The 26,783-nt window shown below is 58.8% G+C and carries 26 protein-coding genes; 1 reads left to right on the forward strand and 25 read right to left on the reverse strand.

From position 1 onward, the window contains the following. The first annotated feature begins 13 nt into the window (after positions 1-13). On the forward strand, positions 14-454 hold the full coding sequence (nrfH, locus tag VGL38_15475) for a cytochrome c nitrite reductase small subunit (protein ID HEY3296831.1): 441 nt from the start codon (positions 14-16) through the stop codon (positions 452-454). A 135-nt stretch (positions 455-589) separates the two neighbouring features. Here the strand turns inward: nrfH and VGL38_15480 are convergent, their stop codons facing one another. The 25 genes from VGL38_15480 to nifJ form a co-directional block, all read right to left on the reverse strand. Beyond that, a complete protein-coding gene (locus VGL38_15480; protein HEY3296832.1) occupies positions 590-1,480 on the reverse strand; it encodes a metal ABC transporter permease in 891 nt (296 codons plus the stop codon). A 3-nt stretch (positions 1,481-1,483) separates the two neighbouring features. Beyond that, positions 1,484-2,362, reverse strand: a complete 879-nt coding sequence (locus VGL38_15485) for a metal ABC transporter substrate-binding protein (GenBank protein HEY3296833.1) — start codon at positions 2,360-2,362, stop codon at positions 1,484-1,486. A 14-nt stretch (positions 2,363-2,376) separates the two neighbouring features. Continuing rightward, positions 2,377-3,438 (reverse strand): hypothetical protein, encoded by a 1,062-nt coding sequence (locus tag VGL38_15490; GenBank protein HEY3296834.1) that lies wholly within the window; start codon positions 3,436-3,438, stop codon positions 2,377-2,379. 96 nt (positions 3,439-3,534) lie between these two features. Then, positions 3,535-3,828, reverse strand: coding sequence for a hypothetical protein (locus tag VGL38_15495; GenBank protein HEY3296835.1), 294 nt, complete (start codon positions 3,826-3,828; stop codon positions 3,535-3,537). A gap of 127 nt (positions 3,829-3,955) precedes the next feature. Continuing rightward, entirely contained in the window at positions 3,956-5,431 is a 1,476-nt protein-coding gene (locus tag VGL38_15500) for an NADH-quinone oxidoreductase subunit N (protein HEY3296836.1), read from the reverse strand. Then, positions 5,428-6,984, reverse strand: coding sequence for an NADH-quinone oxidoreductase subunit M (locus VGL38_15505; protein ID HEY3296837.1), 1,557 nt, complete (start codon positions 6,982-6,984; stop codon positions 5,428-5,430). The genes VGL38_15500 and VGL38_15505 overlap by 4 nt, the downstream gene beginning before the upstream one ends. A gap of 53 nt (positions 6,985-7,037) precedes the next feature. Next, positions 7,038-9,227 (reverse strand): NADH-quinone oxidoreductase subunit L, encoded by a 2,190-nt coding sequence (gene nuoL / locus VGL38_15510; protein ID HEY3296838.1) that lies wholly within the window; start codon positions 9,225-9,227, stop codon positions 7,038-7,040. A gap of 10 nt (positions 9,228-9,237) precedes the next feature. After that, complete coding sequence (nuoK, locus tag VGL38_15515; GenBank protein HEY3296839.1) at positions 9,238-9,543, reverse strand: NADH-quinone oxidoreductase subunit NuoK; 306 nt, start codon at positions 9,541-9,543, stop codon at positions 9,238-9,240. Then, the gene (locus VGL38_15520) at positions 9,540-10,082 is read right to left on the reverse strand and encodes an NADH-quinone oxidoreductase subunit J (protein ID HEY3296840.1); all 543 of its coding nucleotides are present in this window, start codon (positions 10,080-10,082) and stop codon (positions 9,540-9,542) included. Before VGL38_15520 ends, nuoK begins: the two co-directional genes overlap by 4 nt. A 2-nt stretch (positions 10,083-10,084) precedes the next feature. Next, positions 10,085-10,687, reverse strand: a complete 603-nt coding sequence (locus tag VGL38_15525; protein ID HEY3296841.1) for a 4Fe-4S binding protein — start codon at positions 10,685-10,687, stop codon at positions 10,085-10,087. 26 nt (positions 10,688-10,713) lie between these two features. Then, positions 10,714-11,748: an NADH-quinone oxidoreductase subunit NuoH gene (gene nuoH, locus VGL38_15530; protein ID HEY3296842.1), complete on the reverse strand. Its 1,035-nt coding sequence runs from the start codon at positions 11,746-11,748 to the stop codon at positions 10,714-10,716. Further along, on the reverse strand, positions 11,745-12,947 hold the full coding sequence (locus VGL38_15535) for an NADH-quinone oxidoreductase subunit D (GenBank protein ID HEY3296843.1): 1,203 nt from the start codon (positions 12,945-12,947) through the stop codon (positions 11,745-11,747). Before VGL38_15535 ends, nuoH begins: the two co-directional genes overlap by 4 nt. Beyond that, entirely contained in the window at positions 12,944-13,438 is a 495-nt protein-coding gene (locus tag VGL38_15540; GenBank protein HEY3296844.1) for an NADH-quinone oxidoreductase subunit C, read from the reverse strand. Before VGL38_15540 ends, VGL38_15535 begins: the two co-directional genes overlap by 4 nt. Positions 13,439-13,449: 11 nt before the next feature. After that, entirely contained in the window at positions 13,450-13,938 is a 489-nt protein-coding gene (locus VGL38_15545; GenBank protein HEY3296845.1) for an NADH-quinone oxidoreductase subunit B family protein, read from the reverse strand. A gap of 1 nt (position 13,939) precedes the next feature. Then, positions 13,940-14,383: an NADH-quinone oxidoreductase subunit A gene (locus VGL38_15550; protein HEY3296846.1), complete on the reverse strand. Its 444-nt coding sequence runs from the start codon at positions 14,381-14,383 to the stop codon at positions 13,940-13,942. 282 nt (positions 14,384-14,665) lie between these two features. Next, positions 14,666-15,133: a PaaI family thioesterase gene (locus VGL38_15555; protein ID HEY3296847.1), complete on the reverse strand. Its 468-nt coding sequence runs from the start codon at positions 15,131-15,133 to the stop codon at positions 14,666-14,668. Positions 15,134-15,275: 142 nt separating this feature from the next. Then, entirely contained in the window at positions 15,276-16,703 is a 1,428-nt protein-coding gene (gltA, locus tag VGL38_15560) for an NADPH-dependent glutamate synthase (GenBank protein HEY3296848.1), read from the reverse strand. Beyond that, entirely contained in the window at positions 16,696-17,574 is an 879-nt protein-coding gene (locus VGL38_15565; GenBank protein HEY3296849.1) for a sulfide/dihydroorotate dehydrogenase-like FAD/NAD-binding protein, read from the reverse strand. Before VGL38_15565 ends, gltA begins: the two co-directional genes overlap by 8 nt. A 175-nt stretch (positions 17,575-17,749) precedes the next feature. Beyond that, complete coding sequence (locus VGL38_15570; protein ID HEY3296850.1) at positions 17,750-18,349, reverse strand: 2-oxoacid:acceptor oxidoreductase family protein; 600 nt, start codon at positions 18,347-18,349, stop codon at positions 17,750-17,752. Next, on the reverse strand, positions 18,339-19,241 hold the full coding sequence (locus VGL38_15575) for a thiamine pyrophosphate-dependent enzyme (protein HEY3296851.1): 903 nt from the start codon (positions 19,239-19,241) through the stop codon (positions 18,339-18,341). Before VGL38_15575 ends, VGL38_15570 begins: the two co-directional genes overlap by 11 nt. Beyond that, the gene (locus VGL38_15580; GenBank protein HEY3296852.1) at positions 19,231-20,358 is read right to left on the reverse strand and encodes a 2-oxoacid:acceptor oxidoreductase subunit alpha; all 1,128 of its coding nucleotides are present in this window, start codon (positions 20,356-20,358) and stop codon (positions 19,231-19,233) included. Before VGL38_15580 ends, VGL38_15575 begins: the two co-directional genes overlap by 11 nt. After that, entirely contained in the window at positions 20,355-20,630 is a 276-nt protein-coding gene (locus VGL38_15585) for a 4Fe-4S binding protein (GenBank protein HEY3296853.1), read from the reverse strand. The genes VGL38_15580 and VGL38_15585 overlap by 4 nt, the downstream gene beginning before the upstream one ends. A gap of 530 nt (positions 20,631-21,160) precedes the next feature. Beyond that, complete coding sequence (locus tag VGL38_15590; GenBank protein ID HEY3296854.1) at positions 21,161-21,346, reverse strand: 4Fe-4S binding protein; 186 nt, start codon at positions 21,344-21,346, stop codon at positions 21,161-21,163. Positions 21,347-21,547: 201 nt separating this feature from the next. Beyond that, positions 21,548-22,549, reverse strand: a complete 1,002-nt coding sequence (locus VGL38_15595; protein HEY3296855.1) for a dihydroorotate dehydrogenase-like protein — start codon at positions 22,547-22,549, stop codon at positions 21,548-21,550. A 2-nt stretch (positions 22,550-22,551) separates the two neighbouring features. Further along, complete coding sequence (gene nifJ / locus VGL38_15600) at positions 22,552-26,139, reverse strand: pyruvate:ferredoxin (flavodoxin) oxidoreductase (protein ID HEY3296856.1); 3,588 nt, start codon at positions 26,137-26,139, stop codon at positions 22,552-22,554. Between the last annotated feature and the right edge of the window lie 644 nt (positions 26,140-26,783).

Here is a 26,783-nt window from a genome sequence, read left to right on the forward strand (position 1 = left end):
AAGGGTGGCCCGCATGAAAGCGTCCACCCTTCTGACGGTGCTGCCGCTGGCCGCGCTGGGCATAGTGCTCGGCATCAGCGCCTATACCTTCTATTTTGCGCGGGGCTATTCCTACCTGTCCAACAACCCGGACGCCTGCGTCAACTGCCATGTGATGAAGGACAAGTTCGACGCGTGGCAGGTCTCCCCGCACCGCTTTGCGCTCTGCAATGACTGCCATGTGCCGCACAATCTGATCGGCAAATATGCCACCAAGATGGAACACGGCATCCGGCACTCCTATGTCTTCACCTTCGGCAATCCGCAGGTGATCCGGCTGAAGAAATCGGGCGAGGCGATTGTGGAAGGCAACTGCATCCGCTGCCACGAGACGATGGTCTCGAAAATCTTCCATGGCTTCAAAGGAGACCGCCGCTGCTTCGATTGCCATCGCGGCATGGGGCACGCGTTTTAAGCAGGGGTACCCCCTGCAGCAGGCGTGACGCCTGCACCCGTGTCGCCTTCGGCGCGCTATCGATGACGAAAGGGCAACCCTGTGGGTGCCCTTTCTTTGTAAGCGATATGTGATTCAGCTTATCCGTCATCATGTTTAACCTTTGCGAAGATTCGCAGGGGCTATTTTATGAGCGGGGGTGAATGCAATGGGTTTGCGGGCGAGCTTCCGATAAAGAGCCATGACCGCGCCGTGGATGACAAGCAACGCGGCCATGGTGGTGAGAATCGTTGGGGCGGCAGGAGTGTCGAGCGAGAAGGCGGTGAGCAGGCCGATCACACTGCAGAAGAAGGCAAAGCTCCAGCCGACAGCAAGGCGCACTCCGGTGCGATCTGAGGCCAGGACTCCGGCAACAGCGGGAATGACCAGCAGGCCAAAGACCAGCAGCACCCCGGCAATGCCCACCGACGAGGTAACGACCACGCCGAAGCTGGTGTAGAAGAGCACATCCCATAAGAAGAGATTGCGACCCTGTGCCCGTGCCTGATCGGGGTTGTTGGTGATCTGAAAGAGCGGCTTACGCATGACGAAATGCAGCGCACCGATGATGCCGTAGATAATGGCAGTCTTGATGACCGTGGCTGGGCTGACGGTGAAGATTGTGCCAACGAGAGTCTCTTTCAAATGCTCCGTACCGGAAGGGCTATGCTCGAGGATGAGCAGCACCAAGGCCTGTGCCGTGGCGAAGACGATGCCGATGAAGGCTTCGAGGGGCACGCGATGCTCGAGATGCCTGAGCCAGGCAAAGACCACTGCGCCCACGAGGGTCATGCCCACCGGGAAAAGATAGTTCGCCAGCGGATAGTCATGCAGGTTAAGCAAAATGGCCACGGCCAGTCCCAGCGCGGCCATCTGGGCCAGCGAAAGATCCACGAAAATTACGCCACGTTTGATGATATGAAAACCAAGATAGGAGTGAATGCCCGCCAGCACAAGGCAGGCGGCAAGCGCCCACCACATGAAGGGATAAGTCAGTGCGGTCAGCATGGGTCAACTCACCGTTTTGAGTGCATCGAAGATTTGCTGAAAATGATCGAAGTAAGAAGTCGCATCCACGCCATTACAAGACGGCGGAAGCTTGAGCACTTTGACGGGAGTCTGCCGCGCCAGATAGTTGGCGGCATCCTCGGAGAAATACGGTTCCTGCAAGGCAATCTTGACGTTGTTTTCGCGGATGATATTCAGCAATTCGGCCAAATGGCTGCCGGTGGGCGGAATGCCCGGCACGGGTTCGATGCGGGCCACAATGTTGAAGTCAAAAGCATGTGCAAAGTAGACCCACGACGAGTGATAGGTGATGATATTGCGATTGGGGATGGCAGCGGCGGCCGCTTTCCAAGCGGTTTGGCGCTGCACGAGATCACTTTTGAATTTCTCCAGGTTGGCCGCGTAATCGGTTGCACCGCCCGGATCGGCCGCCGTGAGGACTTCGGCGATATTCTGTGCGATGACGACACCGTTATCCGGGTCCAGCCAGTAGTGCGGATTGCCGTCCGGATGCACGTCGCCCATGGACGCATCCACTTTGCCCACAGGTTTTTCCAGCACGGCAATGCCGCGCGAGCAGTCCATGACACGAACAGCGGAGTTGCGTGCGCCGTCGATAATCTGGTCGGCCCACTGATCGAGGGCCAGTCCGACTTTCAAATATATATCGGCGTGCGAGACCTTCACCATGTAGGTGGGCAACACTTCCACACTATGAGGATCGGCGGTATTGCGAGCAATGGAAAAAGCCTCGATGCGGTCGCCGCCGATGTACGAGGCAATAGATGCCAGGTCCGGCAGGGACGCCGCGACCTTGACTTTGGCCATCGCGGCGTGCCCAACGAGCAGCGACAGCGTGAGCATCAGCAGAATACGTTTCATGAATATCCCTCGCTTTAGAATTGGTGAGCCTTGTGCGGGCCCATGGACCAGACGATTTGCAGTGTGTAGAGATTGGAGGCGGCGCCGCTTGCGGGAAAGATACGGTTCCAGTTCAGGCGAAAGAGCGTAGTCTCTTCCATCGGCAAAAAGCCCGCAAACAGGCCAACCGCTTGCTCCCAGGGCTTGCCCGGCTCGGAACGCTGAAAGCGCTCATAGGTCGCGCCGCCGTCGAAGCGTTTGTGATAGGCATAGTCGGCAAAAAAATAGCCGCCCAGCGGGCGGATATGGCTTTTGCTGAGGGCTCCGGTAACGCTGTCCACGGCGGCCAGTTCGCGATCCTGCGCAAGGAATTCAGCTTGCAGAATCAGCGCATTCAGCGGGGAGAACCAGAGCTTGGCCTTGGCATCGGCGCCGTAGATGGCCGTGTGCGTCTCGTGGAGGACATCGTTAGTGCCCTCCGTGGCCGAGACGCCGACCTCCATGGAGGATGGATCTTTCAGGCTGAAGAAGTTTGCCCAACGCGCCACCCATGCGGGGCGCGCCCCGGATTGACCGGGATGAAAGGTGTTGCCCTGCAGGATGTCGGCGGAAATCGTCGAAGAAAGATCACCGGGCAGCGGCAGTCGATAGGAAACCTGGCCGCCGACGTCATTGTAGGATTCCGGTCCGGGCAAATACTCGGCCAGCACGCGGAAGCGATAGATGAACGGATACGCGTGCGGATGTACCGGGTTCAAGCGTCCAAAGCCGACGCGGTATTTGCCCGCTTTGAAGGCCAAGCCGCTCGGAAGGCCGCGCACGATGTTTAAATAGCCCTCCTCCACGTCAACGCCACCGTTGGCAATGGAGAACACAAAGGTGCCGTGAGCATAGGGATTGAGTGCGGCGTCGGCCACCACTTCGGATTCATCGAAAGAGAACTGCGCACGATTGCGATTGGAGTCGCCGCGGTCATCGGTCATGAAGGTGCGCATCTGACCGATAACGGAGATATCGGGATTGGTCACGCCGGCGAAAGCAAGGGAGCATAAAGCCACCAGCGCCAGAGCGGACACGAAAAAGCGAACGGAGATCATGGAGTAACCTCGGGATGTGCAGCATAGCTATGCGCGCGTACTCGCGCAGCATGAGAGCCGCGTGGAGTCTACAGCAGAAACTGAAGAATCGTGAGGTTACAGGACGGGAGGAGCGCGGGGATCGGACGGGGAAGGGAGCGGGCAGCCTGCTGGCAGGCTGATGAGAAGAGGGGCGCAGATGGCGGCGGGTTGGTCCACCGATAGGTCAAAAACGGCTGTGGTCGCCGCAGCGGAGGATGCCACGGAGCAGAGCGCGCAGCGGTCGGGATCATGGCGCGAGGTGTCCGTGCAATCATGTTGGGCGGCGGCAAATCCAGATCCCGCCAGAAACGCGCACAACATGACCGCCAGCAGCGAATGTAAAAACTTGCGGTTCAGCCTATCGCCCATTAAAGTGCAGATGGATTAGCTAATAAGAAGATTTGGAAACGTCATAATTGCCGAAGAGATTTACCCAAATACAAAGGGCAGCGAGTTACTGCTGCCCTTCTTAAACATGCAAACCGGGAATCGGTTCCTACCAGGTCTTCAGGCCGATCCATTCGGCCAAGGGACCCCACCAGAGACCTAAAATCAGCGTGGGGGCAATGGCGAGAAGAGACAGGGTGGCCAGCAGGCCTTTGAACTTGATGCCGGGATTGGGCAGCAGAGCCGCCGTATCGGGCATGGGCTCATAGAGGAACATGTCGCGGATCACGCGAATATAGTAGTACAGCGAGACGACGGTGTTGGCAATGCCGATCATCGCCAGCGCCCACAGCTTGCCCTTGACCAGCGCGGCAAACAGCAGGAACTTGCCCGTGAAGCCCGCCAGCGGCGGAATGCCGGTCAAGCTGAACAGGAACACGGCCAGCAACAGAGCAGGAACGGCATTGGTGCGGCCAAGGCCACGGAAGTAACTGATGGCGTCGCCGCCGGTGTGGCGCTCGATCAGGTCCACAATCAGGAACGCGCCGAAGTTCATGAACAGATACACCGCAAGGTAGAACATGATCGCCTGCGTCGCCAGCGCGGCTACATCCATTGAAGGATTGGACGCCAGCACCGCAAAGCCCATCAGGATATAACCCGCGTGAGCAATCGACGAATAGGCCAGCAGCCGCTTGAGACTGGTCTGATAGAGCGCGCCAAGATTGCCGAAGGTCATGGTGACGGCGGACGCCACGGTGAACAGCGTGAGGGCATTGACGCCCCAGCTCGTGTTCAGCGACGTGAAGACGCCCATTAAGCGGTACAGCGCGGCAAAGCCTGCGGCCTTGGGAACGACGGAGAAGAAGGCGGTCACCGCCGTCGGCGAGCCTTCATAGACGTCCGGGCACCAGAAGTGCATCGGCACCATGGCGATCTTGTAGCCGATACCGGCCAGCACCAGTACCAAGGCGATCAGCAGCATCGGATCGTTCGCGCCGATCTTGCCGAGATGACCCGCCATGTTCACCAGCGAGGTGGAGCCGGTCATGCCATAGAGGAAGGAGAAGCCGTAAAGCATGAGGCCCGAGGACATCGCGCCGAACATCACATATTTCAGTGAGGCTTCGCCCGAGCGAACATCGTTGCGTTTGTATCCTGCCAGCACATAAGACGGTATGGACACCAGTTCCAGCGCCACAAACAGCGTGACCAGATCGTTGGAACCGGCCAGCAGGAACATGCCCAGCATACTGGAGAGCATCAGCAGGAACGGCTCGCCGTCATTCGGAAAGCTGAAGACCATCAATCCTAACGAGAGTGCGGTTGCGGCGCAGAAGAAGATGCGGAAGAAGACCGTCACGCCGTCCTGCACCACCGAGCCGAAGAGATACTCTCCGACAGATTCGTCGCCGCCCATTGCGAACACGCAGACGACGGCCAGCAGGATCACGCCGCCAATCGCCATCACCTTGCCCCGCCCGCGCTTCACCACAAGGTTGACAATCAGCAGCAGCAGCAGCCCGGCTGAAAAGATCAGTTCGGGCAGCAGCGGGCCGAGGTCGACCTGCAAGCCGGACATCATAGTGCGCTCCCGGCGGTTTGAATGGCCTGAGTAATCGGGTGGCTGCCTGCCTGCATGATCTGCCCGAGATATGTCATGGAAGAATTCATCAGATCGAGAATCGGCTGCGGCCAGATGCCGAAGATCAGCACGATGACCGCCAGCGGAACCAGCGTAATCAGTTCGCGCGTATTGATGTCCGGCAGCGAAATGTATTTCTCATTCACCTGGCCGAAGAAGACGCGCTGCAGCGTCCACAGCAGATAGGCCGCCGTAATCACGATGCCGCCGATGGACACCATGGTGTACAGACGCCAGATCGGGAACGCGCCGATGAAGCACAGGGCTTCGGCAATGAAGCCGGACAGGCCCGGCAGACCCATTGACGCAAAGAAGGCGATCGCGGTCATGCCCATATACTTGGGCATGACGTTGGCCAGACCGCCGAAACCGTTGATCTCGCGGTGGTGGGCACGGTCATAAATGACGCCCACCAGAAGGAAGAGCATGGCCGTAATGGTGCCGTGGGTGAACATCTGCAGCACCGCGCCGTTCATTCCGGCGGGGGTGAAGCTTGCCATGGCCAGCATCACGTAGCCCATGTGGGAAATCGAGCTGTAGGCCACCAGTTTCTTCAGGTCCTTCTGCGCCATGGCGCAGAACGCGCCATAGATGATATTGATCATCCCCATCAGCGCCAGGAACCAGCCGAAGCTGCGGGTAACGTCCGGCAGAATCGGGTACATGATCCGCAACATGCCGTAGGTTCCCATCTTCAGCAGCACGCCGGCCAGAATCACGGAAATGGCGGTCGGCGCTTCCACGTGGGCGTCGGGCAACCAGGTATGGAACGGGAAGACCGGCACCTTGATGGCAAAGCCGATGAACAGCCCGAAGAACAGCAGCACACGCACGGTGTTCACGTTGAGCAGGCCCGAGTGGGTATTCTGCGTCATCATGGTCAGCATGTTGAACGTGTGCAGATGGGTGGTCGGATCGGTCACATTGAAATACAGCACCAGTAACGCGATCAGCATCAGCACCGAGCCGAACAGCGTATAGAGGAAGAACTTGATAGCGGCGTACACGCGCCGCGGTCCTCCCCACACGCCGATCAGGAAATACATCGGCAGCAGCATCACTTCCCAGAACACGTAGAACAGGAAGAAATCCAGCGCGACAAAGGTGCCCATCATGCCGGTCTCCAACAGGAGAAACAGCGCGAAGTAGCCCCTCAGTCCGGTCTTGATGCCCCACGATGCAATCACGCAGATCACACACAGCAGCGCGGTCAGCAGCACCATGGGGAAGGACAGACCGTCCACTCCCACGAAGTAGCTGATGCCGTAGGCCGGGATCCAGGAGGCCTGTTCCGTAAACTGGAACGAGGACGACTGGTTGATACCCACCGCGCCGCGATCAAACTGCGGGAACAGCGACAGGGTGATCACGAGGACGAGCGCGGTAAAAAACACCGCCGTCCAGCGGATCAATTGATGGTTATCTTTCGGCAGGAAGGCGATGATAGCCGCCCCCAGCACGGGAAGAAACGTTATGAGAGTAAGTGGACCCATGGCGTTTGTTCTATGTCAGAAGATTCGATTTTCGTCGCAAAGGATGTTCCGGCCTACTTCCAGCCCTGGAACACATTCAGAATGATAATAAGACCCACCGCTACCAAGGTGTAGAACAGGTAGCGTTGAACCTGCCCGCGCTGGAACGTGCGGGTAAAGCGTCCCCAGAAGCCCACAAAAGACGCGGTGAAATTGACGAGGCCGTCCACGACATGATTGTCGAACCAGCCCTGAATGTCCGAATAGTGCCGCGTCACCCACGCCGAGCCGTTGACCAGACCGTCAATGATTGTCCCGTCGAACCAGGCCAGGAACCGTGACAGCGTCAGCGCTCCCTTCACCGCCGTGGCCTCGTAGATCTCGTCCATCCACCACTTGCGGTACATGCCCTGATAGACCACGCCGAGCCGCCGCTGGAAAATGGCAGGATTGATCTTGCCCCAGTAGTAGCCCATGGTGGCAATCAGGATGCCGAGACCGGCCACGAAGATGGAAATGCCCATGGCGCTGTTGTGGGCGACGTGCTCAGTCTCCTCCGCCCGCAATTGCTCAGTCTCCCGTGCCTTAACTTCTTCCTCGTACGCTTTCAGCTTAGTCTCGTATTCTGCGTGCTTCCGTTCCTGTTCCAACCTCTGGACCTCAGGCGCTTCAGTAAGGAACACGGGGTCTGTGATCAGGGGGGGTGCAGGCGGCGTGAGGGGAAGATCGTAGGCGCGCGCCGGAGTCGGATTAAGGTGGGCAAACCAGCCGCCGGCAGGAGTCGTAGGATTGAAGGCGGGCATGGAATAGAAGGCGAAAAAGCACAGCGTGGCCAGTACCAGCAACGGTGTGGTCATGACGCCGGGGGATTCATGCAGATGATGTTCTTCCTCGTGACCGCCGCGGAATTTGCCGGCGAAGGTCAGATAGACGAGACGGAACATATAGAAGGCCGTAAGGGCCGCCGCAGCAAAACCGAACACCGGCAGAATCCAGTGCTGCGGGTGCTCCATGGCAAAGGCCAGCGTTCCGGCCAGAATGTAATCTTTGGAAAGGAAACCGGAGGTCAGCGGCACACCCGCAAGGGCCACCGTGGCAATCAGGAACGTCCAGAAGGTGATGGGCATGTGCTTGCGCAGGCCGCCCATGTTGCGCATGTCCTGAGGATCCGCGTGATTGTGCGTATGATGCAGCGCCGCGTGCATGGCATGGATGACCGAGCCCGACCCGAGGAACAGGCAGGCTTTGAACATGGCGTGCGTCACCAGATGGAAGAAGCCCGCCGTGTACGCGCCGGTTCCCAGCGCCATAATCATGTAGCCAAGCTGCGAGACCGTTGAATAGGCCAGCACGCGCTTGATGTCGTTTTGCGCCACGGCAATGGTGGCAGCGAAGATAGCGGTAAACCCGCCGACGTAGGCGATGACGACGGAGGCATCGAACGTCAGAATCGAGAACAGACGGGCCACGAGGTATACGCCGGCGGCAACCATGGTGGCGGCGTGGATCAAGGCGGACACCGGCGTCGGGCCTTCCATGGCGTCGGGCAGCCAGACATGCAGCGGGAACTGCGCGGACTTGCCGACCGCACCCATAAAGAGGCAGAGCCCTGCCGCCGTGAGCAGACCGCCGCTGAGCTTACCCGCGGCCACACCCTGCGCGATTTCGGTCAGATTGAAGGTGCCGAGGGCGGTGAAGACGATCAGGATGCCAATGAGCATGCCGGCGTCACCGATGCGGTTGGTGACGAAAGCTTTCTTGGAGGCGTTGGCGGCGCTGTTCTTCTCATACCAGAAGCCGATCAGGAGATAGCTGGAGATGCCGACGAGTTCCCAGAAGGCATAAATGAGGAACAGGTTGTCGGAGAGTACCAAGCCGATCATCGAAAAGGAAAAGAGGGACAGGTAAGCGAAGAAGCGGTGATAGCGCGGGTCGCCCTTCATGTAGGCCGTGCTGAAGAGGTGTACAAGCGAGGACACGAGGGTGACGACCACGAGCATGATGACCGCCATATTGTCGAGGTTCATGCCGACGGTACAATGGAAGTTCCCCCACATGATCCAGTCCATACTCGACTGGGTCGAGTAGGCGGCGTCAAAGTGGGAGATATGATCCACGAGCATGATGAGCGAAGCCGCAAGGCCGCTCCAGATCGCCGTCAGGCTGATCCAGTCTCCGCCGCGCGGCAGCTTTTTGCCGAAGAACATGACGAGGGCAAAGGCGGCCAGCGGGGCGAGCAGAATATAGAGTGCCAGTTCAACCATGAGCGCAGGTCTACCCTTCCAGCAAATTGGCTTTATCCACTTCGGTCGTGGCTTTCAGCCGGTAGAGGTTGAGGAAAATCGCCAGTGCCACGGCCGCTTCCGCCGCCGCGACGATAATCACAAAGATCGCCGCCGACTGCCCTTCAAGATTGTGGGCGGTGAAGCGCGAGAAGGCCACGAAATTCAGGCCCGCCGAGTTGAGGATGAGTTCGATGCCCATCAGCACCGACACGGCGTTTCGGCGCGTCATCATGGCCAGCAGGCCGAGCACAAACAGGATAACGGAAACGGCCAGATAAAGAGGCAGAGAGTTCACTTAGTCCTCCCGTCCGACGGAGTCGAGATCTCGTCTTCGGCGGAGCTGCGGTAAAACCGTGCCAGACGCATGGCCCCGATCAGCGCCGCCAGCAGAAGGAAGCTCGCCAATTCGAAGGGAACCAGATAACGGGTCATGAGAAGTTCGCCGAGGTCGCGGGCGGTGGGCGCGCTGCCCATGTAGGTTGCGCCCCACTGCGTACGCAGGATGACGACGAACAGCCCCACGCCGATCATCAGCACGGGAATCAGCGCGAGGTAGCGCTGATGCGTCAACTGCGGAATATCCAGCGACGTGACTTTAGCGGTGAGAAAGACGCCGAAGATGATCAGGGTGAGAATGCCGCCCACATACACCAGCAATTGCGCGGCGGCCAGAAAGTCGGCCATGAGGAACAGGTACAGGGCGGCGACACCGAAGAAGGTAAAGAGCAGGGCAAACGCGCTGTAGATGATCCGCTTGTGGAAGACCACCACCGCTGCCGAGGCGACGGTCAGCAGCGCGAAGAAACCCAGGGCGATATTGGTCAGTAGTTCCATACTTATTTCTCCGCCGGCGGAGGAGTGTCCGCTTTGGGCGCTTCGGGCGGGGGTGCGGCGGCAGCGGCGGCGGCCTTAGCGGCAGCAGCGGCGGCGGCTTCGGCGGCTTTGGCCTTCTTTTTGGCCGCTTCACGCGCCTCAAGCTGCGCCCGGTATTCCGGGCTCACGTCGGTGAAATCCTTGTGCAGGTCGCGCCGGCTGAAGACCGGCTGCTCCTGCGGTTGTTCCCAGTGCAGCGAACCGGTGTCGCAGGCATCCACGCACAGGCCGCAGTAGATGCACTTGGACATGTCAATCTTGAACTCGACGATATGCATCTTCTTGGGCTTGCCGTCAGGCAACGTGCCCAGGCCTTCGTCGCCCGCCTCACCGCGAATGCCGGTGATGGTGAACAGATTGGCCGGGCAGACGCGCTTGCAGCTCAGGCAGAACCCGCAATCCTTGGCGTCGTTCACCAGCATCGTGCGCGAACGCGGATACATGGGAACCGTTTCCTTGGGGTACTGCACCGTAATCGTCGGCTTAAACACATGCCGGAGTGTGACCATCATTCCTTCGAGAACGGTGGTCACGCCGGACCAAACATCTTGGAAATAGCCGGACATATTGGATGACTCGGGCTTGAAAAAAACTACTTGCTGAGGGCGACCCAGAGGGAAGCCAGCAGGATATTCACAAAGGAAAACGGCAGGAAAACTTTCCAGCAGATGTGCATGAGCTGATCGACACGCAAACGGGGCAGCGTCCACCGCAGCCACATCTGCACGCACACCAGACCGATGCCCTTGCCGGCAAACCAGGCGGCGCCGACAATGCCGTGCCAGAGCGGGCCGGCGGTTGCGGGAGCGTCCAGCCACGGAATCGGCGCGTACCAGCCGCCGAGGAACAGGGCCGTTGCAACCGCCGAGACCACAAACATATTGGCGTATTCGGCGAGGAAGAAGATGGCGAAGCGCATGCCGCTGTATTCCACCATGTAACCGGCGACCAGTTCGGATTCCGCTTCGGGAATATCGAACGGGTTGCGGTTGACTTCCGCAAGGCTCGCCCAGAAATAGATGACGAAGGCGATGAGGCCGAACGGCGCATGGCTGAGAACACCCCAGTGCCAGAAGCCGCCCTGCTGGATCATGACGAGGTCGCGCATGGACATGCTCTGGGCAATCAGAATCGGCACCAGCAGCGAGAGCGCGATGGGAATTTCGTAGCTGACCATCTGCGCGGCGGAGCGCATCGCGCCGTACAGCGCCCACTTATTGTTGGACGACCAGCCCGCCATGAGAATGCCGATTACCGCCAGCGAACTGACGGACACGATGTAGAAGACACCGATATTAATGTCGGCGGCGATAAGGTTCTGCGCCCACGGCAATACGGCAAAGGTGGCAAAGGCCGCGGTGAAGACAATATAGGGAGCAAAACGGAACAGCGGTTTGTCCGCCGCATCGGGGAAGATATCTTCTTTGAGCAGCAGTTTGACGGTATCGGCCATGGTCTGAGACCAGCCGTGCCAGCCGCCGGTTTCCATCGGGCCGAGACGGTCCTGAATATGCGCCGAAATCTTGCGCTCAAGATAAATAGCCAGGAGCGCGAAGACCGCGACGAAGGCGATGACCCCCACGGCAAACGCCGCGGAGATGAGGATGGAAAGCGTCTGAGGATTCATCGGTCCACCTCTCCAAGTACCACGTCCAGTGAGCCGACGAGGGCCACGATGTCCGAAATCAGCAAGCCGGGAGCCACGTGAGGAATCACGGACAACACTACAAAGGAGGGCGCGCGGCACTTCAGGCGGTAGGGCTTGGCCTTGCCATCCGAGACCAGATAGAAGCCCAGTTCACCCTTAGGGCTTTCGGTGCGCACATAGACTTCGCCGACGGGCATCTTGTTCCAGGAGGTGGGAACTTTCGCCCGCACATCATCGCCCGGCATCTTCTCGAGGCGGTCCACAGCCTGTGCCATGATCTTCAGCGACTGCTCCATCTCGCGCACGCGCACCATGTAACGGTCGAAGCAATCGCCGACAATGCCCTGTTCGCCCGTGCCGACGGGGATCTCGAAATCATAGGTTTCATAGCCGCAGTAGGGCTCCACTTTGCGCAGATCCCACTTAACGCCACTGCCGCGCAGATTGGGGCCGGTCGTGCCCGTGGCAATCGCCAACTCCGGCGTAATCACCGCCACCTTGCCCACGCGTTCGACATAAATCTTGTTGAAGGACAGCAGCGTGTTCAGTTCGAGGATCTTGCCTTCCATATACTGGAGGAAATCGCGAACCTTCTTCAGCCAGCCGTCGGGGATGTCATGCGCCAGGCCGCCGATCCAGATGTAATTGTAGAGCAGGCGGCCGCCGGAGAGTTCATCGAACAGGTCGAGAATGTGTTCCCGCTGCTGGAAGAGAAACAGGAACGGCGTCCACGCGCCGATGTCGAGGCCGTAGGTGCCGACCGCCACCATGTGGTTGGCGATGCGGTTCATTTCGGCGACGAGCACGCGGATCACGTTCACCCGCTCAGAGACTTCGATATTAAACAGTTTTTCCGCCGCCACCGCATAGCCCAGCGCGTTGTTCATGCTCGAACAGTAGTCGAGGCGGTCCACATACGGCGTGATCATCGGCCACGTCACGTTTTCGCAGACCTTTTCGAAACAGCGGTGCAGATAACCGAGATGCGGCGTGGCCTTCACCACCAACTCGCCGTCGGTTTCCAGTTCCAGCCGGAGCACGCCGTGCGTGGCGGGATGCTGCGGCCCCATCTGAAGGGTCATGCGCTCGCCGTGGACATCTTCGATGTCGTACAGCGCCGCATTCAGCCGGTCCTGTTCGGGGCCAAGCATAAGATCAAGATCGCGCGTATCGCTCACGATAGAGATTCCGGTAAGATATTGGTGAGAGGAATGCCGTGGAAGGACTCGGGAGCCTTGTAGTCCTTGCGCAGCGGATGGCCGTCCCAGTCATCGGCGCAGAGAATGCGGCGGTGATCGGGATGGTTTTCAAAACGGATGCCGAACATGTCCCAGGCTTCGCGTTCGTGCCATTCGGCGGTCTGCCACACATGGCACACCGTGGGCATCGAAGGATCGTCACGGGTCACGACGCAGCGCAGCGCCACGGTCTGCTTGTTCTTCATCGAATGCAGGTGGTAGACGGTGTGCAGCTCGGGGGCCTTGTCCAGTCCGGACAGGCACATCAGGCATTCGAAGTGCAGCGCATCGTCGTCGCGCAGTTTCAGCGCGACATCCGCCAGCACAGCACGCGGCACGCGGATCACCGGCGACGGCTGGATCTCTTCGAGAACCAGTTCCGCGGCGGGGAATGCCTTGGTCAGATAGGTGAATATTTCTTGAGGGGTCATAATCGTGGGCGTCAGGCCGTCTGCTTGGCGATGGTTTCCGTTTCGATCTTTTCGCGCAGTTTCAGAAACGCGTCAATCAGGGCTTCGGGACGGGGCGGGCAGCCGGGGACGTACACGTCCACCGGAATGACCTGATCCACGCCTTTTACCACATGATAGCCGTGCTCCCAGTAGGGGCCGCCGCTGATGGCGCAGGAACCCATGGCGATCACGTAGCGCGGTTCGGGCATCTGCTCATACAGCCGCTTGATGCGCTCGGCCATCTTGACGGTGACCGTGCCGGCCACAATCATGCAGTCGGCCTGACGCGGCGTGGGCCGCATGAAAATGCCGAAGCGGTCGAGGTCGAAACGCGACGCCGCCGCGGCCATCATTTCGATGGCGCAGCAGGCCAGTCCGAAGGACAGCGGCCACATGGAACTCGTGCGCGACCAGTTGAATACTTTATCGATAGACGTGATGACAACGTTGGGGCCGTAGCGGCCTTCAATCACACCCATATCAACGTTCTCCTTCCAGAACGGACGCCGGAGCCCGGCGTGCCGCAACAACTTTTTGCCCGGTCGAGGAACCGCCGGCGGAGGATCCTTTGGGCCGCACCCAGTCGAGGTCTCCCTTGCCCCATACATACGCCAGGCCCACCGCGAGGATCAGAATGAACACCGCCATATCCACCCACGCGAACAGTCCCATGCGTTTCAGATTGATAGCCCAGGGGAAAAGGAACAAGACTTCCACGTCGAACACGAGGAAGATCAGCGCCACGACGTAGAACCGGGTATTGAATCGGATCCACGGTGTTCCTACGGCTTCCTCACCACACTCATAGGTGGAATTCTTGATGGGATTGGGTTTGTGAGGAGCCACGAGGCGACTGACCGAGAGCGCAAGCACGACAAAGCCCGCTCCGGCCAGAAAGAAGATCAGAATCGCGGTAAACGACATAGGGGGAAAGCCTGAAGGTAAAGCAGTTCAGGAGGCAGATTCAAACGCCGGGAAGCGCTGGAGTCCTGCCGTGTAACAAGCGGAGTTTGAAGAAATTGTCAAAAGCCCTGCATGCGAAACTTTGCACATGGGCTTTTAAATAGCAGAAAATCTGCCGCCACAATATACGCCTTCTGACTAAAAGATGCAATAACCAACTTTGACATCTAATTATGAGCAAATCAATCAGTTATGCAAGGGAAGCCGCATAGAATTAAGAATTAAGCGGCACAATCGCCGATTTCACATGCCACTATCTACAACCTTATCAACGGCGGGAGGCGTTGCCATGAACTTAGCCTGTGCGGCAGCCCGGACACGACCCTCCTGCCAGACCTCTGCGCTGAGGTAAATAATGCGTGGCGTAATTTTCTCAATTCGCCCGCGCACCGTCGCTGTAATGTTCAGCCGGACAGGCTCCCGGTAGCGCACCACCAGTTCCGCGGTCACGGCGTTCATGCGGCGGGCAAACAGACTGTTGACCATCGCGCTGTCCAGCATGGCGGCAATCACACCGCCGTGCACGATCTCCGAATAGCCTTGAAAACGCGGTTCGCAGGCAAAGTCCGCTTCGATATCACCACCTTCGATGATGCGAAACTTCAGCTGCAAACCTTCCGGATTGGCCGAGCCTGCGATCCGGCAGTTGGGATGAATGACATCCCGGACTTCCGCCAGAATCCGGTTGGCGGAAACAATGTCCAGTTCCATAAGATGTGTACCTCGCTTCCGGAAGCCGGCACGGGTCGCGGCCGTCTATTCGCAGGCGGTAAGATGCCCAGCCTCATACATGAGGCATGGGAGATGTCGCCGAACAACAAAAAGGGCACACCGAAGCGTGCCCTTGTGCATACTACGGCTTCGGCAGGCCGCGCATGTATTCGTCCATATATTTGGCGGCGGTTTTCCCTGCCCCCATGGCCAGAATGACTGTGGCCGCCCCGCTGACAATATCCCCTCCGGCATACACGCCCGGACGGGTCGTCGCTCCCGTGGCATCCTCAATCTTGATCGTGCCGCGTTTGGTCACTTCGATGCCCTGCGTACTGCGCGGAATAATCGGGTTTGGGCTGTTGCCGATGGCTACAATCACCGTATCGCAGTCAAACACAAACTCGCTGCCTTCCACCGGCACCGGACTGCGGCGGCCGGACGCATCCGGTTCGCCCAGTTCCATGCGGATGCACTTCAGGCCGATGCACTGGCCTTTGTCATCGCCAACGACTTCCACCGGCGCGGTCAGAAGCTGGAAGTCTACGCCCTCTTCGATGGCGTGATGAATCTCTTCCTTGCGGGCGGGAATTTCATCCATCGAACGGCGGTACGCCAGAGTCACATGATTGCCGGTCACACGCAGCGATACGCGGGCGCTGTCCATGGCGGTGTTGCCGCCGCCGACGACGACGGTGTGCCTGGCCTTGCGGATCGGCGTATCATAATCCGGAAACTTGGAAGCGCCGAGCAGATTGACACGCGTCAAAAACTCGTTGGCGCTGTAGACGCCGACCAGATTCTCGCCGGGAACGCCCATCATGCGCGGCAGGCCCGCGCCGGTGCCGATAAAGATCGAATGGAAGCCCTGCTCGAACAGCTCATCCACGGTCACGGTAATACCCACGACGACATCGTAGATAAACTTCACGCCGAGCTTTTTGATGTACTCGATTTCGGAATTCACTACAATGCGCGGCAGACGAAACTCGGGAATGCCGTACGCCAGCACGCCGGAGGGGCGGTGCAGCGCTTCGAACACCGTCACATCATGGCCCATCTTCGCCAGATCGCCCGCCGCGGTAAGACCTGCGGGGCCGGAGCCGACGATCGCCACTTTGTATCCGGTGGGAGGCGGAAGATCCGGAATGGTGATAGCGTTATTCCTCACTTCCCAGTCGGCGACAAACCGTTCAAGGTTGCCGATGGCGACCGGATCATGCTTATTGCCTTCGATGCACAGGGCCTCGCACTGGTCCCCTTGCGGGCAGACGCGGCCACAGACGGCAGGCAGGGAATTGGTGGCGCGCAGAATCAACGCAGCATCGTTCATGCGCTCTTCGCGGATGGCCTTGATGAAGGCCGGAATATCGATTCCCACCGGGCAACCGGCGACGCACTTGGGCTTCTTGCAGAGCAGGCAGCGTTCGGCCTCGGCCATCGCCAATTCGGCGTCATAGCCAAAGGGCACCTCGGTGAAGTTCTGCACGCGCTCCTTCGGATCCTGCTCCGGCATCTGGGTGCGCGGCAATTTCTGGCGGTCGGCCTGAGTCAAATTCGGATTAGCCATGCTGCACCACTCCTTCCCGCGCAACGTTCGTCAGCCCGATCTTGCATTTGTGATCTTCCATGCGGCGCATCGCTTCGGCTTCCTGGGTACGATAGGCCTGATTGCGCAGGTTCAGTTCGCGGAAGTCCACGCCGTGAGCATCGAACTCCGGTCCGTCCACACAGGCAAAGAATACTTTTCCGTGCACCGTCACGCGGCAGGCGCCGCACATGCCGGTGCCGTCCACCATAATCGGATTGAGGGATGCCATCGTGGGAATGCCCAACTCCTTGGACACCTTGGCCGTCGCGCCCATCATGGGAATCGGACCGGCAATAATCGCCTGATCCACCTTCAGGCCTTCGCCCACCCATGCTTTCAGCGCGTCGGTGACAAAGCCCTTGACGGCGTACGATCCGTCATCGGTCGAGACGCGCGTCTCATGGCAGGCGGCACGAAACTCATCTTCGAGAATCAGCAAATCCTTCGTGCGCGCGCCGATAATGGAATAGACGGTGTTGCCGAGCTTGCGCGCCGCGATGGCGATGGGCAGCACGGGAGCCGCGCCGACGCCGCCGCCGATGATCATCAGGTTGCCCCAGTTCTCCAGATGCGTGGCTTTGCCCAGCGGGCCCACCACGTCGAGAATGCCATCGCCGGCCTTGAAGGCCGCCATTTCCGTCGTTGTCTTGCCGGCTTCCTGCACGATCAGCCGGATCAAGCCCTCTTCCGGTTTCGTCTCCACCACGGTCAGCGGGACACGTTCGCCCTGATCGTGCGTGCGAATAATGACGAACTGCCCGGCGCGGTATTTCCGGGCGATGAGCGGAGCTTCCACCCAGTATTCATGGATCTTCTCCGCCAACACGCGAGTGCTGTGAATGATGTGCATAGAAATCCTAAAGCTGAATCACGCGGATTTTATCGGTACTTGCGAATCATCAGACACGACGGAAAGATGCTCGGCTTGATTGTCGAGGTGCTGGGATCAAATCAAAAAACAAAAATTAGAAACTAAAAATGAAAAATGTGGATCGCAATTTTCAGTTTTTAATTTCTGACTTTTCTTAATAGGTGTCTCTCGCCTTTTCTTCTTCCATGCCGGCGGAGATCGCGTTGCGGGATTCGGGTTGGATCTTCAGAATGGCATCCCATCCGGCGCGGAAGGCTTTCAAATTATTCTCGACGGTGCCGCCGGGAGCATTCTGCTCGATCGTCCGGATCATCATCTCCTGCGGAATCACCTGCGGCATGAGCGCGCAGAAGGTGCCGAGGGCCACAGAACTGGTATAGACCATTTTGCCCACGGTCTCCTTGCAGATGGCCACGATGGGCAGGCGGTAAATCATCTGCGGGCCGGGGCCGATGTTCAGCACAAGGTTGGGATCGATCACGACGATGCTCTCCGGCTTGAGTTGCTTGGAGAACACCTTCCACCCTTCCTGCGCGAGGCAGCAGAAGAAATCAATGGCCGTGAGGCGCGGGAAGATAATCTCGTGGTCGTCGATCAGCACGTCCACACTGGTGGGGCCGCCGCGCACCTGCGCGGTATAGGTCGGAGCCTGAATGGCATGCTTGCGCATCGTATGAGCCGCCAGCGCGACCCACTCGCCTGCGAGGATATTTCCCTGGCCGCCGACACCGGCGAAACGGATTTCAGTTCTCACCTGAGGTAGCTCCTAAGATTTCATCGCGCGTCTTCAGCGTTTCCTGCTCCGCCACTTTGCGCGAAGCCTCGCGCATCTTGTTCATGGCACGCTCCTGCAGATTGTGATAGGCCTCGCAGTACTCGGGCTTCTCTTTATTCTGATACAGGACGCCCACCGAGAATTTGCCCACGCGCTCTTCAGGCGAGAGCTTTTCGAACACCGACAGCGGCACCGCGTCCGCCGCGATCTTCTCGATCAGGTCGGCAGGATCGGGGAACTTGTTGCGCCGGCCCCACTGCGTGTGGCAGTTGGCCATGACTTCGATCACCGAAAATCCCTTGTGCTTCAGACCGTTGCGGATCATCTTCTCGAGGAACACCGCATTGCCCACGTGGGCGCGGGCGACGTACGTCGCGCCCGCCGCGATGCAGAGCTGGGCCAGGTCGAAGGACGGATCGATATTGCCGTAGGGAGCCGTGGCCGCCTTGGAATCGGACGGAGTGGTCGGCGAGAATTGACCGCCGGTCATGCCGTAGATGCCGTTGTTGACGATCACCAGCGTGATGTCGATATTGCGGCGGCAGGAGTGAATCAGATGGTTGCCGCCAATCGCCGCGGCATCGCCGTCACCGGAGATTACGACGACATTCTTCTCGGGAGCGGCCATCTTCACACCGGTGGCGAAGGTCAGGGCGCGACCGTGAGTGGTGTGCAGCGTGTTCATGTCCACGTAGCCCGGCGCACGCGAGGTGCAGCCGATGCCCGAGACCATTGCCGTGGCGTCGCGGTCCCAGCCGCAGGCATCCATGGAACGGATCAGCGACTTCAGAATGATTCCGACGCCGCAGCCCGGACACCAGATATGCGGCATCATCTCCTGGCGCAGCCAGGGATTATAGTCAAACGGCATGGTGAGCCTCCTCAATCGCGGTCAGAACCTGCTGCGGCTCGATGGATACGCCGCCTACCACATTTACTTTGTACATCTTCGTGTCGCGGCGCATGGCGGACTTCTCCACCTGCAGCGACAGCATACCCATATTCATTTCCGGCACCACCACGGCCTTCACGCGGTCGATGATCGTCCGCAGCGTTTCCGTGGGGAACGGCCAGAAGGTGATCAGGCGGAACAGGCCGGCCTTGATGCCCTTGGCGCGGGCGGCATTCACCGCTTCGCGCGCGGCGCGTCCCGGAGAACCGAAGCAGACCACTGCGATATCGCAGTCGTCCATCAGGTACTCGACGTTGCGCTCAAGTTCCGGCTGGGCCTTGACAATCTTGTTGACCAGATGCTCGATGCTCTTCTGCACGATAGCCGGATTGGTCGTGGGAAACCCTTCCTGCGTATGAGAAAGTCCGGTGACGTGAATATGTTTCCCCTGATAGAAGTCATAGAACGGACGCCAACTGTTGGCGCGCGCGCTGTCATACTCGCTGCGCGGCTTGATCGGTCCGCATTCGTCGTCGCGCGGAATCTCGAAGCTCTCGGTGGTGTGCGCCATGATCTCATCGAGCATCACATACACCGGAGTGCGAAACTGCTCGGCAAGGTGAAAAGCGCGCACGGTTTCCAGATAGATTTCCTGCGGATACAGCGGCGTCAGAGCGATCACCGAATGGTCGCCGTGCGTGCCCCAGCGGGCCTGCATGATGTCCGCTTGAGCCGGCGCCGTGGGCAGACCGGTCGAAGGTCCCCCGCGCTGCACGTCGACGATCACACACGGCACTTCCGCCATCATCGCAAAACCGATATTCTCCTGTTTGAGGGACAAACCGGGACCGGACGTCGCGGTGAGGGACTTGGCGCCGGCCAGCGACGCGCCGATTACGGCGCCCATCGCCGCAATCTCGTCTTCCATCTGGATGAAGGCCCCGCCGAGTTGCGGCAGGCGCAACGCCAGATGGGCGGCGATTTCCGAGGACGGGGTAATGGGATATCCGGCAAAAAAGCGGCAGCCCGCGCGCAGCGCGGCTTCCGCGACAATTTCATTTCCGTGCCAGAAGGCGCGGCCATTGTACTTGTTCATGCTGCCTCCGCGGACTTGCCGGGTTTCTTCTTCTCAGGAGCCGTGACGGAAATGGCGAAATCCGGGCATTCCACCTCACATACACCACATCCGTTGCAGGCATCCATCAACACTACCCGCACAATGGAACCTTCCCAGCGATCCGGCGCCTCGATCATCTCGAGTACTTTTTTCGGGCACAGGTCGACGCAAATGCGGCAGCCCTTGCACCAGGTCTCGTTGACCACGAGGCTGTAATCCCCGCTGGTTGAAACCGATTTGACGAGTTTCATCGCGAAATCTCTCACAAAGTCCCAGACAGCTCATCGCCGCCAAGGAGATGTTGATGGGTTTTTCGTTGCAGCAAAAACGGCCAGAGACGGCTCTGGCCATGAACTTAATGACGTGGAGTATGAAGCGGTACTCGCCGCAGCAGAAAGTCCGTCATCGGAAGGGGAATGTTATAGCCTCGAAATCTGCTCAAACCGTTATTCACACACGTCTTAGTCTTGACCTCGTAATCTACAATTTCTTGCCAAGAAATGCAACCACAAAGCTTAGGTGTGCGCAGGCGCGTCTCATTCTGAACCTACAGGTAAACAATGAGATGCTGCAAACCTAAATCGTACAAGGAGGGGAATATTCTGTTCGGTTCAGCGGAAGGAGATTAAACGCAGGAATCGAGGTCAGGGGGCGGTTTTGAACCGGACGCCTCCAGAAAAAGCCAAGCCGCGAGCGCCGAAGAAGGTGGGATTCGGGGCTCGCGGCAAGACGGGGAGGGACTTTTGAGTATAGCGGGAGGCGGGATAGCGGAGAACTTATCCTACTTGTGGATGCAATCCACAGGGCAGACTTCTACGCACTTCGGAGCATCGAAATGTCCAATGCACTCGACACATGTTGCGGCATCAATTACGAAAATGTCGCCACCTTCCGTGATGGACTTGGTCGGACATTCGGGTTCGCAAGCGCCACAGGCGATGCAGGTTTCGTCAATGGTCAGTGCCATACAGGGATACCTCAAGCTTGAGAGACTCAGGAAACGCTGACCGTGCACTCACCCGGACTCCTCAAGCGGAAATCTGAGTGATTGAGGAAGGTTTGGCACCCGGCGGCCAGCCAACTATGTGATCTATACCGCAATATACAAATTAGTTTTGAAAATGTCCACTCCCGCTTTGAAGACCCGGGAGTGGACATTTTCAAGACGTTACCGAACTGCCGGGCGGAAGCTCTGGATGGTCTTCATATAATTGGCGCGCTCGTAGGCCGCCGGTTCCGCACACGACTTCTGGCTCATGGAGCCTTTCATCTGCGCCACCGACAGATATTCATGCTCGCCCATCCACTTTTCCATGCCCTTGAGCATCGTCTGCACATGGCCCAGACCGTGCGCATAGAGAGCCGAACATATCATGGCCACGTCGGCGCCCGCCATCACAACCTTGATGACGTCTTCGGCAGTGTGAATACCGCTGGTCGCCGCCAGGCTGCACTCCACGCGGCCATGCAGAATGGCAATCCACCGCAGCGGAAGCTTCAGCTCCGCCGAGGTGCTGAACTCTACGCGCGGAGTCACTTCCAGCTTTTCCAGATCCAGTTCCGGCTGGTAGAAGCGGTTGAACAGCACCAGGCCCGCTGCTCCCGCCTGATCGAGGCGGCGCGCCATGTTGGCCAGGTTGCTGAAGTACGGGCTGAGCTTCACCGTGACGGGGATCTTGACCTGCGACTTGACGGTCTTCAGGACTTCGATGTAATTGCGTTCCACCACTTCGCCGGGCTGGAAAGGATCCGTCGCCAGATAATAGACGTTCAGTTCCAGCGCGTCCGCGCCGGCTTGCTGCACGCCACGGGCGAACTGAATCCAGCCGCCGGGAGTGACGCCGTTCAGGCTGGCGATCACCGGAACCTTCACCGCGGCCTTGGCCTTGCGGATCAGGTCCAGATAATCATCCGGTCCGACGGCATAATGATCGGCCTTGGGGAAATAGCTGAGGGCTTCCGTGGAACTTTCCGTCCCTTGAGTGGTCAGAAACTCCAGTTCGGCGGCTTCGCCGGCAAGCTGTTCTTCAAACAGTGAATGCATCACGATGGCGGACACGCCCGCGTCTTCGAGCTGGCGGAAACCGTCCAGCTTATGCGTGAAAGGAGACGCTGATGCGACCAGCGGATGCTTGAGCTTCAGACCGAGATAGGTTGTCGAGAGATCCATGATCATTCTCCTTCCTTCTTGCCATGTCCGTTCCTGGCGTAATCCATACCAGCCATCTGCTCATACAGTTTCCAGCGAGCGTCGGTATCCGTCTGGGCCGCTTCCATCAGTTTGGCGGCTTCTTCGGGATTCATCTTGGTCAGCATCTTGAACCGGGTCTCGGTGTACGCCCAGTCCGCGACTTTCATCTTCGGCGGCTTGGAATCGAGAACCAGCGGGTTCTTGCCTTCGTGAGCCAGCACCGGATTGTAGCGGTAGAGCGGCCATGCGCCGCAGTCCACGATGTTCTTCTGATTGTTCAAACCGCGCGCCATGTCGATGCCGTGGGCGATGCAATGACTGTAGGCAATAATCAGGGACGGGCCGTCATAGGCTTCGGCTTCGAGGAATGCTTTCACCGTCTGCAGGTCATTGGAGCCCATCGCGATCTGCGCCACATAGACGTGACCATACGCCATAGCGATCATGCCCAGATCCTTGCGCGGAACCGGCTTGCCGCCAAACGCGAACTTGGCCACGGCGCCCAGCGGTGTCGCCTTGGAGCACTGACCGCCGGTATTGGAATAGACGCCCGTGTCCAGCACAAGCACGTTGACGTTCTTGCCCATCGCCAGCACGTGATCCAGACCGCCGTAACCGATATCATACGCCCAACCGTCGCCGCCGACCACCCACACCGACTTCTTCACCAGCGAGTCCGCGACGCCGAGCAGGTGCTTGGCCTCGACGCTGGTGTTACCGGCCAGCGCCTTGCGGAGCTGCTCGATGCGCTCGCGCTGCTGGGCGATTCCGCCTTCGGTGCTCATGTCCGCGCCCATGATCTGGTCCACCAGACCCGCGCCGATCTTATCCTTCAGACGCACGAGCAGTTCCTGGCCGAACTCGCGCTGCTTGTCCAGCGTCACGCGGAAGCCCAGACCGAACTCGGCGTTGTCTTCGAACAGCGAATTGTTCCACGCGGGGCCGCGGCCATCCAGATTGGAGGCATAGGGCGTCGTGGGCAGGTTGGCTCCGTAAATGGAGGAGCAACCCGTGGCGTTGGCCACCAGCAGACGGTCGCCGAAGAGCTGGGTAAGCAGCTTGACGTACGGCGTCTCGCCGCAGCCGGAGCAGGCGCCGGAGAACTCGAACAGCGGCTCAAGGAATTGCGACCCCTTGACGCTGTTGACCTTCACCGTGCTGCGGTCCACTTCGGGAATCGACAGGAAGAAGTCCCAGTTGGCCTTCTCCTGCGCGCGAATCGGCGGCTGGGGAGCAAGGTTGATGGCTTTGAGCTTGACTTCCTTCTTGTTCTTGGCCGGGCAGGCGTCAATACAGAGACCGCATCCGGTGCAGTCTTCCGGCGCGACCTGCAGACTGTACAGCAGATCGGTGCGGCCGAAATCACTGCCCTTGAACTTGGCGGTAACAAAGCTCGCCGGAGCGCCCACAAGCGCTTCGGGGGCCACCACCTTGGCGCGGATCGAGGCGTGGGGGCAGACGATAACGCACTTGTTGCACTGGATACAGGTCTCGGTGTCCAGCACCGGGATTTCCAGCGCGATATTGCGCTTTTCCCACTTGGCCGTTGCCGTGGGGAACGTGCCATCGACCGGGAACGCCGACACCGGCAGATCGTCGCCATGACCGGAGATGATCTTCGCCAGCGTCTCACGCATGAATTCGGGAGCTTCCGGGGCCACCACCGGCGGGCGAACCCACGTGGCGGTCACTTTGGCCGGCACCTTCACTTCGCTGAGCGCCGCGAGGGTCTGATCCACCGCCGCATAGTTCTGCTTCACGACGTTTTCGCCCTTGCGCATGTAGGTCTTCTTGATTGTGCGCTTGATGGCTTCGATAGCTTCTTCGCGCGGCAGCACGCCGGAGATCGCGAAGAAACACGTCTGCATGATGGTGTTGATGCGCGTGCCCATGCCCGTGGCGCCGGCAACCTTGTAGGCGTCAATCGTGTAGAACTTCAGATGCTTCTGAATGATGTCCTGCTGAACTTCATACGGCAGCGTGTCCCACACTTTTTCCGGACTGGCGGGAGAATTCAGGAGGAAAATGCCGCCGTCCACGATGTCGGACAGCATATCATATTTTTCGAGGAACACCGTCTGGTGGCAGGCCACGAACTTGGCACTGTTGACCAGATAGGTGCTGCGGATCGGACGCGGGCCGAAGCGCAGATGCGACACCGTGATTGCGCCCGACTTCTTCGAATCATACACAAAGTAGCCCTGGGCAAAGAAATCGGTATCATCGCCGATGATCTTGATCGAGTTTTTGTTCGCGCCCACCGTGCCGTCCGCGCCCAAGCCGTAGAACTTGCCACGGAACACGTCGTCGGCTTCCACCGTAAAGGCCGCATCGTACGCGAGGCTCGTATGGGACACGTCATCGTTGATGCCCACCGTGAAGTGGTTTTTCGGAGCGGGCTTCTTCAGCTCGTCGAACACGGCCTTGATCATCGCCGGGGTGAATTCCTTGGACGACAGACCATAACGTCCGCCGATCACCTTCGGGGCAACCTTAAAGCCTTCGGCGGTGCCGGTCGTTTCGGCCAGCGCGGTCAACACGTCCTGATACATCGGCTCGCCAGCGCCACCCGGCTCCTTGGTGCGATCCAGTACGGCAATCGCCTTGACCGACTTCGGCAGCGCGGCCATGAAATGTTTGAGGGAGAACGGACGGAACAGACGCACCTTCAGCACGCCGACCTTTTCGCCGTGCGCCTGCAGGTAGTCCACCGTCTCATGGGCGGGATCGCTGCCCGAGCCCATCAGAATAATCACGCGCTCGGCATCCGGCGCACCCACGTATTCGAACAGCTTGTAGCTGCGGCCAATACGCGACGCAAACTTGTCCATCGCGTCCTGCACGATGTCCGGGCAGGCGTCATAGAAGGGATTGCACGCTTCGCGGGCCTGGAAGAAGACGTCGGGATTCTGGGCCGTGCCGCGCAGCACCGGATGATCCGGCGACAGCGCGCGGCGGCGGTGCGCCTGCACCAGATCGTCGTCGATCATAAAGCGCAAATCGTCGTCCGACAGCCCTTCGATCTTCTGCACTTCGTGCGACGTACGGAAGCCGTCGAAGAAGTGCATGATGGGAACGCGCGCCTTCAAGGTGGCGGCGTGGGCGATCAGCGCCATGTCATGCGCTTCCTGCACACTGGCCGATGACAGCAGCGCCCAGCCCGTCGAACGCACCGCCATCACGTCGCTGTGATCACCGAAGATCGAGAGCGCGTGGGTGGCCACGGTACGGGCGGAAACGTGAAAGGCGGTCGAAGTCAATTCGCCCGCGATCTTGAACATGTTGGGAATCATCAGCAGCAGACCCTGCGACGCGGTAAACGTCGTGGTCAGCGCGCCGCTCTGCAACGCTCCGTGGACGGCGCCCGAAGCTCCGCCTTCGCTCTGCATTTCAATGACGGTCGGAATCGTGCCCCAAATGTTCTTCTTTCCCAGTGCGGACCATTCGTCGGCCCACTCCCCCATATTCGAGGACGGGGTGATCGGGTAAATCGCACAGACTTCACTGACGCGGTGGGCTACACTGGCCGCCGCCTCATTGCCGTCTATGGTCAAAATCTGTTTTGGCATTCTATTCTCCACTCCAAAAGGTGTCTTTCGAGGATCTGAGGTCAGATAGGCAAATATCGAGAAAGCCTCAGAAAATAAATGTACCAACCACGCTTGACAAATGCAACCTAAATGTGAAAATTTTCTTAATCACGATTGCCCCTATCCTATTCGTGATTGCGGCAAATGCACCCATTGCACACACCATCCCGACTTTCAACCTCGCGAATACGCAGATACACAACAGATGTTGCCCCTTGCCGCCACCCCATGTTATGCCCCCATATGCGAACGGGATACTTTGCTCCCGCTGGCACAAACTTTGATCAAAAGTTCCATCTAAATATTTATCAAAATTTGTTTTATGTGACACAAGCAGTGTCCCAATATACTCATTTCGGACAATATTGTCAAGAATGATGCTTTTGGATTATCCAACTATTTTCAATAATAACAGGGTCAGAATATGCTCCTGAGCCGGCATAGAAATAGTCGCTTCTATGCTGCCCCCTCGCACATGGATCAGGTTGACTCCCGAGTCAACCCTTTGCATCTCAGTGGACCTTATGGGTTCCTTGCGCTATCTGCCGACTCGCCCAGATTGGTCACATAACAGCCCGGCACGTTGGAGACGCTCAGAACCGCAGTCCAAAAGGCTCTCCGTC

Source organism: bacterium, from assembly GCA_036504735.1.
Lineage (GTDB): Bacteria > Electryoneota > RPQS01 > RPQS01 > RPQS01 > DASXUQ01.

Coding starts and splice junctions, on each gene's coding strand:
- nrfH (HEY3296831.1), top strand. CDS start 14: ATGAAAGCGTCCACCCTTCTGACGGTGCTGCCGCTGGCCGCGCTGGGC.
- VGL38_15480 (HEY3296832.1), bottom strand. CDS start 1,480: ATGCTGACCGCACTGACTTATCCCTTCATGTGGTGGGCGCTTGCCGCC.
- VGL38_15485 (HEY3296833.1), bottom strand. CDS start 2,362: ATGAAACGTATTCTGCTGATGCTCACGCTGTCGCTGCTCGTTGGGCAC.
- VGL38_15490 (HEY3296834.1), bottom strand. CDS start 3,438: ATGATCTCCGTTCGCTTTTTCGTGTCCGCTCTGGCGCTGGTGGCTTTA.
- VGL38_15495 (HEY3296835.1), bottom strand. CDS start 3,828: ATGGGCGATAGGCTGAACCGCAAGTTTTTACATTCGCTGCTGGCGGTC.
- VGL38_15500 (HEY3296836.1), bottom strand. CDS start 5,431: ATGATGTCCGGCTTGCAGGTCGACCTCGGCCCGCTGCTGCCCGAACTG.
- VGL38_15505 (HEY3296837.1), bottom strand. CDS start 6,984: ATGGGTCCACTTACTCTCATAACGTTTCTTCCCGTGCTGGGGGCGGCT.
- nuoL (HEY3296838.1), bottom strand. CDS start 9,227: ATGGTTGAACTGGCACTCTATATTCTGCTCGCCCCGCTGGCCGCCTTT.
- VGL38_15520 (HEY3296840.1), bottom strand. CDS start 10,082: ATGGAACTACTGACCAATATCGCCCTGGGTTTCTTCGCGCTGCTGACC.
- VGL38_15525 (HEY3296841.1), bottom strand. CDS start 10,687: ATGTCCGGCTATTTCCAAGATGTTTGGTCCGGCGTGACCACCGTTCTC.
- nuoH (HEY3296842.1), bottom strand. CDS start 11,748: ATGAATCCTCAGACGCTTTCCATCCTCATCTCCGCGGCGTTTGCCGTG.
- VGL38_15540 (HEY3296844.1), bottom strand. CDS start 13,438: ATGACCCCTCAAGAAATATTCACCTATCTGACCAAGGCATTCCCCGCC.
- VGL38_15545 (HEY3296845.1), bottom strand. CDS start 13,938: ATGGGTGTGATTGAAGGCCGCTACGGCCCCAACGTTGTCATCACGTCT.
- VGL38_15550 (HEY3296846.1), bottom strand. CDS start 14,383: ATGTCGTTTACCGCGATTCTGATCTTCTTTCTGGCCGGAGCGGGCTTT.
- VGL38_15555 (HEY3296847.1), bottom strand. CDS start 15,133: ATGGAACTGGACATTGTTTCCGCCAACCGGATTCTGGCGGAAGTCCGG.
- gltA (HEY3296848.1), bottom strand. CDS start 16,703: ATGGCTAATCCGAATTTGACTCAGGCCGACCGCCAGAAATTGCCGCGC.
- VGL38_15565 (HEY3296849.1), bottom strand. CDS start 17,574: ATGCACATCATTCACAGCACTCGCGTGTTGGCGGAGAAGATCCATGAA.
- VGL38_15575 (HEY3296851.1), bottom strand. CDS start 19,241: ATGCCGTTTGACTATAATCCCTGGCTGCGCCAGGAGATGATGCCGCAT.
- VGL38_15580 (HEY3296852.1), bottom strand. CDS start 20,358: ATGAACAAGTACAATGGCCGCGCCTTCTGGCACGGAAATGAAATTGTC.
- VGL38_15585 (HEY3296853.1), bottom strand. CDS start 20,630: ATGAAACTCGTCAAATCGGTTTCAACCAGCGGGGATTACAGCCTCGTG.
- VGL38_15590 (HEY3296854.1), bottom strand. CDS start 21,346: ATGGCACTGACCATTGACGAAACCTGCATCGCCTGTGGCGCTTGCGAA.
- VGL38_15595 (HEY3296855.1), bottom strand. CDS start 22,549: ATGGATCTCTCGACAACCTATCTCGGTCTGAAGCTCAAGCATCCGCTG.
- nifJ (HEY3296856.1), bottom strand. CDS start 26,139: ATGCCAAAACAGATTTTGACCATAGACGGCAATGAGGCGGCGGCCAGT.